General features: G+C 67.7%; 9 protein-coding genes. 8 read left to right on the top strand and 1 reads right to left on the bottom strand.

Annotated features, from left to right (window positions below):
• Positions 1–188 precede the first annotated feature (188 nt).
• Complete coding sequence (locus VF746_11775; protein HEX8693093.1) at positions 189–1,034, bottom strand: EamA family transporter; 846 nt, start codon at positions 1,032–1,034, stop codon at positions 189–191.
• Between the two features lie 338 nt (positions 1,035–1,372).
• Here VF746_11775 and VF746_11770 point away from each other — a divergent pair, with 338 nt between their 5' ends.
• From VF746_11770 to VF746_11735, 8 genes are all read left to right on the top strand, one after another.
• The gene (locus VF746_11770) at positions 1,373–2,629 is read left to right on the top strand and encodes an acetyl-CoA C-acetyltransferase (GenBank protein HEX8693092.1); all 1,257 of its coding nucleotides are present in this window, start codon (positions 1,373–1,375) and stop codon (positions 2,627–2,629) included.
• A gap of 107 nt (positions 2,630–2,736) precedes the next feature.
• On the top strand, positions 2,737–3,585 hold the full coding sequence (locus VF746_11765; GenBank protein HEX8693091.1) for a hypothetical protein: 849 nt from the start codon (positions 2,737–2,739) through the stop codon (positions 3,583–3,585).
• 131 nt (positions 3,586–3,716) lie between these two features.
• The gene (locus VF746_11760; GenBank protein HEX8693090.1) at positions 3,717–4,598 is read left to right on the top strand and encodes a 3-hydroxybutyryl-CoA dehydrogenase; all 882 of its coding nucleotides are present in this window, start codon (positions 3,717–3,719) and stop codon (positions 4,596–4,598) included.
• A gap of 80 nt (positions 4,599–4,678) precedes the next feature.
• The gene (locus VF746_11755; protein ID HEX8693089.1) at positions 4,679–5,488 is read left to right on the top strand and encodes a CBS domain-containing protein; all 810 of its coding nucleotides are present in this window, start codon (positions 4,679–4,681) and stop codon (positions 5,486–5,488) included.
• Positions 5,481–6,848 (top strand): helicase-related protein, encoded by a 1,368-nt coding sequence (locus tag VF746_11750; GenBank protein ID HEX8693088.1) that lies wholly within the window; start codon positions 5,481–5,483, stop codon positions 6,846–6,848. The genes VF746_11755 and VF746_11750 overlap by 8 nt, the downstream gene beginning before the upstream one ends.
• 158 nt (positions 6,849–7,006) lie before the next feature.
• Positions 7,007–7,735 carry a hypothetical protein gene (locus tag VF746_11745; GenBank protein HEX8693087.1) on the top strand — a complete coding sequence of 243 codons (729 nt, stop codon included), beginning with the start codon at positions 7,007–7,009 and terminating at the stop codon, positions 7,733–7,735.
• 672 nt (positions 7,736–8,407) lie between these two features.
• Positions 8,408–8,875, top strand: coding sequence for a hypothetical protein (locus VF746_11740; GenBank protein HEX8693086.1), 468 nt, complete (start codon positions 8,408–8,410; stop codon positions 8,873–8,875).
• 486 nt (positions 8,876–9,361) lie between these two features.
• Positions 9,362–10,753, top strand: coding sequence for a hypothetical protein (locus VF746_11735; protein ID HEX8693085.1), 1,392 nt, complete (start codon positions 9,362–9,364; stop codon positions 10,751–10,753).
• The last annotated feature ends 11 nt before the right edge of the window (positions 10,754–10,764 follow it).

Genomic DNA, 10,764 nt, shown 5'->3' with positions numbered 1-10,764 from the left:
TTGTACGTAGGGCCGCTTCTGGATAGCTTTCATGCGAGCACCGTTTGGGTGTAGTGGGTTGTGAGATCCTTCTTGCCGGAAGTCTCTCTCAATCTACTACTTCCGAACGGTGCTCGCTTTTTCCCCAGCAGGATTTGGGTTGAAGCCTCGCGGGGTTTGCGAGGCTTTCTGCAGTTGTAGCCGCGGCTTTAGCCGCCCGTGATCAGCGCGATGGCCAGGGCGGCGAACGCGAGGCCGAGGCCCTGGAACCAGTGCAGGCGCTCGCCCAGGACGATCCAGGCCAGGAGCACGGTGGCGGCCGGGTACAGCGACGCCAGCGGCGCCACCACGCTCAGCAGCCCCTGACGCACGGCCAGCAGGTACAGCAGGTTGGCCAGCATGTCGAGCGCGCCGCCGGCCAGGATGATGCGGAGCGCGCCGCGGTCCGGGCGCAGCCGACGCCGGGCGGCGAGCGCGACGGCGGCGAGCATCGCCACGCTGGTGGCTCGCGCGGCCACCAGCGGCCAGAGCCCCGCCGCGGGCGCGGTGCGCTCCAGGGCCACGTAGAAGGCGCCGATGGCGAGCCCCGCGGCGAGCGCCAGCAGCACGCCGCGGCCGGTGGCGCCCAGGAGCACCGGCCGGTCGGGCGCGGGCTCGCGGCTGATGAGCCCGATGGCCACCGCGGCGAGCCCCACCCCCGCCAGCGCGCCCGCGCCGGGGCGCTCGCCCAGCGCCAGCCCGGCCACCACGGGCACGGCGATGGCGCACACGGCCGTCACGGGCGCCACCACGCTCATGGCCGAGATGGAGAGCGCGTGGTACAGCAGCCCCACGCCCACGCCCCCCGCCACCCCGCCGGCCGCCCCCCACGCCAGGTCGGTCCCGGCGGGCGCCGCCGGGGCCAGCAGCGGCATCACCGCGAGCAGCAGCAGCAGCCCGGCCAGCTGCGACACGACCACCACCGGCAAGGTGGCCGTGCGTCGCGCGGCCAGCCCGCCCAGGAAGTCGGCCGCGCCGTAGAACAGCGACGACGCGAGCGCCAGCAGGTACGCCATCCCCTCTCCCCACCCTGGAGGATGCTCCGTTGCTCCCACGGACGACGAGCCGCGGGCGCTCAATCTATCGTTCGTGAAAAGGGCCGGCAGGGAAGGGCGGGGTTTCGCGCATGAAAGGCGGCAAAGCCGCGGCTACAACGGCAGAAAGCCTCGCAAACCGCGCGAGGCTTCGACAGCAAACAACACCGGCCGGTGGCGAGCGTCCCTCCTCTCGCACTTTCGCACTTTCGCACTCACGCACTCACGCACTTCCCCTCGCTTGCGACCCGCCCCACCCCCGGGACATATTGTCGCGCTTCGACTTCCGCCCACTCAACCGACGATCCGAAAGAAGGCATATGGCTACGCAGGGCAAGGACATCGACGTCGTCTTCCTCTCCGCCAAGCGCACGGGGATGGGGACGTTCGGGGGGTCGCTCAAGGACTTCTCGGCCACCGACCTGGGGGTGTTCGCCGCGAAGGCGGCGCTGGAGGAGTCGGGGGTGCCGGCCGGGGAGGTGGGGCACGTGGTCTTCGGCAACGCGCTGCAGACTTCGTCCGACGCCATCTACCTGGCGCGCCACATCGGCCTCAAGACGGGGCTCCCGCTCGACACGCCGGCGCTCACGCTCAACCGCCTGTGCGGCTCGGGGTTCCAGGCCATCGTCTCGGGCGCCATGGAGATCATGCTGGGCCAGGCCGAGGTGGCGCTCTGCGGCGGCACCGAGAGCATGAGCCAGGCCCCGCACGTGATCCGCGGCGCCCGCTGGGGCGACCAGCGGCTGGGGCCCTCGGGGAAGTTCTACGAGGACCTGCTCTGGGAGGCGCTCACCGACACCTTCGCCGGCTGCTCGATGGCGATGACGGCCGAGAACCTGGCCGACCGCTACGGCATCACCCGCGACCAGGTGGACGAGTACGCCTGCCGCTCGCAGACGCTGGCGAAGCTGGCGTGCGAGCAGAAGCGCTTCGACACCGAGATCACGCCGGTCACGCTGAAGAGCCGCAAGGGCGAGACGACCTTCGCCTGCGACGAGCACATGCGGCCCGAGACCACGGTGGACATGCTGGCCAAGCTCAAGCCGTACTTCAAGGAGGGCGGCACGGTGACGGCCGGCAACGCCTCGGGGATCGGCGACGGCGGGGCGGCGCTGGTGATCGCGTCGGAGGCGTACGCGCGGCGCAACGGCCTGCAGCCGATCGGCCGCCTGGTCTCGTGGGGGATCGCGGGCGTGGAGCCGAAGGAGATGGGGATCGGCCCGGCGCCGGCCTCGCGCGCGGCGCTCAAGAACGCGGAGATGGACCTGGGGCAGATGGACCTGGTGGAGGTGAACGAGGCGTTCGCCAGCCAGTACTGCGCGGTGGAGAAGGAGCTGGGGCTGGACCGCGAGCGGGTGAACGTCTCGGGCGGGGCCATCGCCATGAGCCACCCGCTGGGGATGAGCGGCGCGCGCATCACCGTGCACCTCCTCCACGAGCTGCGCCGCCAGGGGAAGCGCTTCGGGCTGGGCACCGCCTGCATCGGCGGCGGCCAGGGGATCGCGGTGGTGGTCGAGGCGTTCCCGGCGGCCGCCGAAGCCGCGGCGCCGGTCGAAGAGCGGGCGGCGGCGGACTGAACGACAGTGCCCAGTGCCCAGTGCTTAGTGCCCAGGAAAGGCCCTGCGTGTCGGGTGCCGTGCAGTTCCTGGGCACTGGGCACTTGGGACTGGGCACTTAGAAACCGATGAGCGACCAGCACCCCGCGCCGCGCCCCGACCGTGCTCCCGCGCCCCCCGGCCCGCCGGGGAGCGCGGGGCTGCCCGCGCGCCGGCTGACCAGCGTGGAGCTGGAGGCGGTGTTCCAGCGCGCGGCGGAGCTGCAGAGCGCGCGCGAGGAGACGGCCGAGGGGCTCACCGAGGACGAGGTGGTGCGCATCGGCCAGGAGTTGGGGCTGGAGCCGCACGTGGTCCGCCGCGCCATCTCGGAGGTGCGCTCGCGCCCGCCGGCCGAGCGCGGCTTCGTGGCGGGGGTGATGGGGCCGGGCGTGGTGCGCGCGTCGCGGACCATCCGCCGGCCGGCGGCGGAGCTGGGGATGTTCCTGGAGCGCTACCTCCTGGAATGCGAGCACATGGTGGTGGAGCGGCGCTTCCCCGACCGCACCCGCTACGCGCAGGCCCCGGGGATCGGGGCGGCGCTCAGCCGCACCTTCGGGAAGATGGGTTCGCGCCAGCCCACGCTGGACCTGGAGAAGCTCGACGTGGGCGTGGCCCTGGCCGGCGAGGACCAGGCGCTGGTGGAGCTGTCGGTGGACCTGGGCCCCACCCGCGCGGGGGTGCTGGCGGGGGCCGCCGCGGCGGGCACCATGACCGCCGGGGGGGCGGCGACCTTCGCGCTCGTCACCGGGGCGCCGGACCTGCTGGCGCTGCTGGGCGTGCCGATGTTCGCCGCGTGGATCCTGGGGATGCGCGTGGGCTATCGCTACACGGCCCGCCAGCTCCAGGACAAGCTGGAGGGCTTCCTGGACCGCCTGGAGCACAACGAGCTCAAGCTGCCGCCGCAGAAGCCGGACTGGCGGAAGCAGCTGGGGATCTGAACAGCAGTGCCCAGGGCCCAGTGCCAGGTGCCCAGTAGGTAGTGCATGGCGTCGAGTCCCGAGCGCGAGGGCAGTGCAGTTCCTGGGCACTGGGCACTTCTTGGAAAGATCACAACCCATAGGAGCAGCGGATGGAGATCAAGCGGGTGGGCGTGCTGGGGTGCGGGCTGATGGGGAGCGGGATCGCCCAGGTGAGCGCGGCGGCCGGCTACGACACCATCGTCCGCGAGGTGAGCGACGAGCTGTGCCAGCGCGGGATCGGCGGCATCGGCAAGCAGCTCGGCAAGGCGGTGGAGAAGGGGAAGCTCGCCGCCGAGGACCGCGACGCCACGCTCGGCCGGCTGCGCGGCACCACGAGCCTCGAGGAGCTGCGCGACTGCGACATCGTGATCGAGGCCGTCGTCGAGGACCTGGCGGTGAAGAACGAGATGTGGAAGACGCTGGACGCGGTGTGCCCGGCGCACACCATCTTCGCCAGCAACACCTCGTCGCTCACCATCGCCGACATGGCGGCGGCCACGAAGCGCCCCGAGCGGATGGTGGGGCTGCACTTCTTCAACCCCGTGCCGGTGATGAAGCTGGTGGAGGTGGTGAAGACCATCGCTACCGACCCGCAGGTGTTCGACACGGCCTTCCAGTTCGCCAGGTCGCTGGGGAAGGAGCCGATCGTCTGCAAGGACAACTCGGGCTTCGTGGTGAACCTGCTGCTGGTGCCCTACATGATGGACGCCATCCGCGCGCTGGAGCAGGGCGTGGCCTCCATCACCGACATCGACAAGGGGATGCAGCTGGGCACCGGCTACCCGATGGGCCCCTTCGTGCTGGGCGACTTCGTGGGCCTCGACACGCTCGACAAGATCGGCGACATCATGTTCCGCGAGTACAAGGAGAAGCGCTACGCCTCTCCGCCGCTGCTCAAGCGCATGGTCTCGCTCGGCTACTTCGGCCGCAAGTCCGGCAAGGGCTTCTACGACTACTCGCAGGACCCGCCCAGGCCGATGCCGCTGGTGTGAGGGCGCTTGGGGCGAGTAGAGGAGGTGTCGCGGTTGCGGCACCTCCTCTAAAGTCTACGAAGAGAAAGCTGAGCGGTTAGATGAACCGTCATCTAGATCCGACTTCGTTCCACGAGGTTGGGGATCTTTTTCCCGGGGAAGTCGAAGTTCTCTCGGTCGGTCCACACGTTCCGGTCGGTGAGGCGCTACGTCTGATGCTGTCCGCGGGTTATTCTCAGGTGCCTGTTATAGATAACGGGACCGTGAGGGGATTGTTTTCGTTCGCTACGCTGGCTCGCGTAGTTGCGACCGAACCAAAGTTCGAGTTGCACACGCTGTTAGTTGGAGATGTCATGGAATCTGTTCCTTTCGTTACCGTCCGAGATAGCTTGCATTCTGTTCTCCCGATGCTTGAAGAGCGTGAGGCGATCCTCGTTGGTTCACCGTCAGGACTGCAGGCGGTAGCTACCCCGACCGACGCACTCCGCTACCTTTACAAGCTTGCAAAGCCATTCGTACTGTTAGGTGAGATAGAAAAGGCTTTGCGAGCACTGATCACGATGCGTACCCCAGGAGCATTGCTCTCTGAATGCATCGATAACTCCATCCGGAAGATGTACGAAGAGCAACAGCGTCAGGTACCTGAGAAGCTGGATGAAATGTCCTTTGAAGATCTTCGTAGTCTTGTAATCTCCGGAAAAAATTGGAAGTATTTCGAGGGTACGCTAGGCCAGAACCGCGCTCTTATTAGTAGTAAGCTCGAGCGCATTCGTGTTCTCCGGAATCAGGTGCTTCATTTCCGCAGTGAATTGAGCAGTTTAGACCAGCAAGATCTTGTGGCCATGCGTGACTGGCTACGCGATAAGGCTCAAACGGCCCAGCCCAGTGCTCCGGAGGATCAGGATGATTGATCACGGAAAGATCGATCCAGCAGCCATTCTGTCTCCGGAGCAATTGCAGTTTGTAGAGTTGGTGAAAGCTGCCCATCCACCACGACGCTTCGTTCTTTCTGGTGCGCCAGGGAGCGGGAAGACCAGTGCGATGATTGCTGCGCTTGCTGCACTACCACAATTGTCAGAGTTGCGGCGAGGGCGTTCGCTAGTGATAGCTCCTGGTGAGTTCCTTCAGCAATACGCGATGCGTATGGAGCGATTTTCAGCTCCGGTGCGGCTTGTTGATCCCCCCGCATACCGACGCATGCAAGCGGAGTCCGACTTAAGTGGGAATCCGTGGCTCGGGAGCGGCTACTATCTTGTCTCACCCCAGTTCCTTATGAAAGGACATCGTCTCGCTGAGGTACTTGCAACAGAATGGGATGAAGTTCTGTTCGACGGCTCTGACGCTGCTCTGGTCGCGCAGTGGAGCGAGGTACTCGGTGTGTTCTGGGCTTCTTCAAAGATTACGTCAGTCCTTGCCGTGCTTCCGTCTACCGACTTGGCCATGTATGGGTTGAGACGGCCTGCCACACAAATTGTGCAGTGGAGCGTGAAGAGAGCTGTAGTTATGCCAGAGCGGCGGATTCATCCCGTCGAGGTACAACTCTCGGAAGCTGAGGCGGAGTTTGCACGTCAAATCAAGGCAAGTACGGATCAATTGACCGCTGCTTCCCCGAAGGATGCAGTCTTTGCTCACTCACTTTTACGTGCGTGGGGGAGTTCCTTGTATGCAGTCGAGCAGGTGCTACGCCGTGCCGTGATTGCGCATGAGGCGGAATGGCGTCCGGATCTGGATAGATCTGAGAGAGAGCTTTCAACTAGAGTGGATCTGGGTGAGCGGGGCAGGGTGGAAGCGACTAATTTACTCCACGCCTTGGAACGCATAACCGGCGATTCTAAGTGGTCCCAGTGTGAAACTATTTTGCTCAAGCTCTTCTCACGCAAGCGCACGGAACCTGTGGTCCTCTATACGGATTCGCGCGAAACTGCGCTTTATCTAAGTGAACTTACAAAAGAACGTGATTTTCAGACGAGTGTTCTCATTGGATTGGGTGAATCCAATGTAGTTGATTTAAGTGAAGAACGTCTGCGGGCTTCACAGGTCATCATTGCCACTACGCACTCTTCGAAGGGCATGGAATTTTCAAGTGATTCGGTTATCCACTATGACCTTCCCGAAAATCCACTGCTTTATTGGGTTCGTATGACACGAGTCTCTCCTTCACGCCGTGCGCCTGTCGACCACTATGTACTGATAGACGCAGTAGGTACCACTCGGATGTCTTTAGAGAGGGCGGAGGCCAGCATGGAGAAGCTACCTACGTCTACCGAATAGAATGGCCTCAGATCCATGTTGTGCGAAAGGCTTCTACTCTCAGGACCCGCCGAAGCCGATGCCGCTGGTGTGAGCCGCAGGTGCGGTGAATGGAACAAGGGGTGCCGTGGTCAACGGCACCCCTTGCTGCTTCGGTCCCAGAAAGAGAGAAGATCGCGATGACGACTCGCCTGGAGAGGGAGGTCCGCTTCCTCAAGCTGTACGCCGCCGGCTCCACGCTCCTCTTCCTGCTCCTGTTCCTGGGCGCGTTCCAGGGGGCGCGGCAGAGGCAGCGCTTCACCGAGATCGACGTGGAGCGCATCAACGTGGTCGAGGCGGACGGCCGGCCGGTGGTGGTGATCGCCAACCAGGCGCGGCTCCCCGGCAACGTCATGAACGGCCGCGAGTACTCCGACCGCGAGGGGATCGGCGGGCTGATCTTCTACAACGGCGAGGGCGACGAGGCGGGGGGACTCGTTTTCCGGAGCGAGCGGGGAGACACTTCGGTGACCGCCTTCGGCCAGCTCTCGCTGGACCGCTTCGAGAGCGACCAGGTGGTGACGCTCAACTACACCGAACAGCCGGGCTACTGGGGCGCCGGGCTCCACGTGTCGCACCTGCCGCGCCACCTGCTGATCGAGTGGTCCCTCGCGCAGGACTCCATCAACCGGCTCCCCGAGGCGGAGCGCCCGGCCGCGATGCGGGCGCTGCGCCGCCGCTTCTTCACCGCGGGGAAGTGGGAGATCAAGCGGGTGTTCGTGGGGGAGGAGGGGAGGACGGCGGAGGTGCGCGTCCACGACACGGCGGGCCGGCCGCGGATCCGCATGGTGGTGGACTCGCTGGACGTGGCCCGGCTGGAGTTCATCGACGCGGACGGCAAGGTGGTGTCCCGGCTGCCCGCCATGTAGCGGGCGTCCGCCGCCGGGTCCGAAGAAGGGCGCCGCGGCTGCACGGCCGCGGCGCCCTTCACCGTCTACGCCTCTTCACTCCATCGAAGACCTGCCGCCGGCCCGGACCGGCGGCGCGCCGATCGGGATCGGCCAGGATCAGCAACCGCCTTCGGGCGCGGTGCAGAGGGGCGCGGTGGACGGGCACTCCGCGCACGCCGTCTCCCCCGTTTCGGGGCAGGTGTTGCACGTGTCGCCCGACCCGCCGCCGCCGCACCCGTCGGCGGTGTCCTCGACGCAGCCGCGGTGCAGAGCGCGTACGCCGTGTCGCCGCACTCGGGGCACGTCAGCCCCCAGCAGACCGTCGCCTCGGACCACGGAGCCGGCCCGCTCCGGCCGAACAGCGTGCCCCGGTCTCCGGGCCACGCCGCGCGGGTGTCGAAGGAGTCGACGGCCAGGGCGTCCAGGTCGAGCTTGAGCTTGCGCATACGTGCCTTTCGCATCGGGGGCGAGGAAAAGGATGTTTTCGGGATCATCCCAATCTAGCGCGCCTCACTCGGGGGGTCGAGTGCCCGCGGTCCGGATGCGGGACGCGTCCACGACCCCGCCACGCCTTGCGTTTCCAGGCTGGTCGGGCTACTTGAACGCGCGTGGACTGGAAGCGTCGCGCCATCCCTGTCTCTCCCCGGTGCCATGTCCCTGCATCGCCTCGTTCCACTGCTGTTCCTCGCCGCCGGGCTCCCGGCCGGGTGCGCCACGCCCACGCGCATCGAGCCGGAGGCCGGGATCTGCCGGTCGCCCGCGGGGGAGTTCGGCGCGGCCGCCTGCGCGTCGGTGGTGGGCCGGGTCGTCGACCGCAACGGAGCGCCGGTCCCGGGCTCCGGCCTCAGCGGCTTCCTGCGGCCCGACGGCCAGTGCCCGTGCAACTCCCCGGGCGTGATCATCGACGCAAACGGCCACTTCGCCAGCACGGTGCACTGGTTCGCGGGCGCCCCGCCGGAGGGCACGGAGGTGCCGGCCTGGCTGCGCGTGACCGCCACCGGAGCGCAGTACCCGCAGGACCGGCTGGTCTCCGACTCCGCCCGCGTGATGCTGCGCTTCGTGCCCACGGGCACCCGCGTCCAGAGCGCCGAGGTGGAGATCCGGCTGCCGCTGCCGTGAGCCACGCTGCCGCCGCGCAGCCCGAGATGCGGCACCGCCGGCTCCGGCAGCTCGTGCTGGAGCAGCGCGGCGGGTGAGCCGCCGGCGCACGCCGGCGTGACGGACGGGCCTGGGACGCCTCGGCGGGGGACCACCCCGGAGCCGGCGCCGACGGATCAGGCCATTAGCGGAAATCCTCGCGACGGTCTTTCCGGCGGACGAGCGAACGGAGGGGGGTGCGCACGGCATCCCCCTCTTCTTTCCGTGTGACGCGGTGAGACCCGGAGAGTCCGTCCCGGTGTCTTCTCGTCCCCTTCAGCTCCGAGCCACCTGAGCCGGCCGTCCCGCGGTTCAGCCACTCCCCGGGTCTCCTCAACTTGTCCATTTGGTTGCGTTCTTAATGGGATGACTTATTATCCAGCGTTCGGGTGCGTTACCAGAGAAACATTTCATGAACCTGCCGTGCCGGAGCTCTCCGGGAACCGGTGACGGCGGCGCTACGCCATCATGGAACCATCGCTCCTGCTCCTGCACGGTCGGAGGCCGCGGTCGCTGGCGCGGCTCCTGTCCGCCGTCTCCGCCTCGCCCTGGCCGGCCTCGCTCTTCCTCTTTCTCCTGGGAGTGGGCGCATACTGCGCGAACCACCGGCTGATCGCCGCGAACGACTCCCGGCCGGCCCAGCTGATCCCGTTTTCGATCCTCCTCGACCGCACCGTGACGCTGGACCGCTTCTACGCCGAGGAGACCGGAGGCGCGGCCGGACTCGAGCGGATGCCGGCCGATGCGCGCATGCGGTACTACCACCTCACGCCCGCGCGGGGGAGGCTGTACTCGACCTACCCGATCGCCCTGCCGGTCCTGGTCACACCCCTCTACGTGCCCGTCGTGTGGGCGCGGCGGGGCGACGGCTGGTCGACCGGGGAGGTCCTCCGCCTGGCGCCGACCATGGAGAAGCGCGCGGCCGCGGTGGTCGCCGCGCTCAGCGTGGTGGCGATGTACTGGCTGCTCTCGGCACTGGCCGACAGGCGCCTCGCCCTCGTCCTCGCCCTGGGCTTCGCCTTCGGCACCACCACCTGGACCACGTCCAGCCAGGCGCTCTGGCAGCACGGCGCGGGCGTCCTGTTCATCCTGCTTTCGCTCGCGGTGCTGGCCAGGAGGCCCGACCGGGCCTGGCTCGCGGGGCTCTTCGCGGGGGTGGCGATGGCCATCCGGCCCACCAACCTGTTCTTCTGGATCGCCCTGGTCCTCGTCGGCGCCTGGACGAGCCGGTCTCTCGCGCGTACCGCGGCGCTGGCGCTCCCCGGCGCGCTGGCCGGCGCGGCCACCGCCGCCTACAACTGGGTGGTCTTCCACGACCTGCGCGGCGGATACGCTCCGTACGCGCGGCCCGACACCGGCTTCCGGGGGAATTTCGCGGAGGGGCTGGCGGGGGTGCTGGCCAGTCCGAGCCGCGGCCTGTTCGTCTACAGTCCATTCCTCCTGGCGGGAGTGGCCGGTCTCTACGTCGCCTGGCGGCGTGGGCTTTTCCGCGGAACGCCCGTGTACGCCGTCGCCGCGCTGTTCCTCGCCTCGCAGCTGGTCTGCATCGCCGCCTGGGTCCCCTGGTGGGGCGGGTACTCGTACGGCCCCCGGCTCCTGACCGAAGCGGCCGCGGTCCTGGTGGTGCTCTCGGTGCCCGCGGCGGAGCTGTACCGGCGCCGGAGGTGGGCGGCGGCCGCCTTCGCCGTGCTGCTGGCCTACTCCGTCGGCGTGCAGGCGCTCGGCGCGTTCGCGTACGGGAGGGGAGACGATTGGAACGACACGCCGGTCTCCGTGGAGCTCCGGCCCGGCCGCCTGTGGGACTGGCGTGACTCGCAGATCCGGCGCGAAGCCGCGGACCTGCTCGCGTCGGCGCGCTGACGCCCGCTCCT

This window comes from Longimicrobium sp., assembly GCA_036389795.1.
In the GTDB taxonomy this organism is placed as follows: Bacteria; Gemmatimonadota; Gemmatimonadetes; order Longimicrobiales; family Longimicrobiaceae; genus Longimicrobium.
This window is presented reverse-complemented; position numbering and strand designations above follow the sequence as displayed.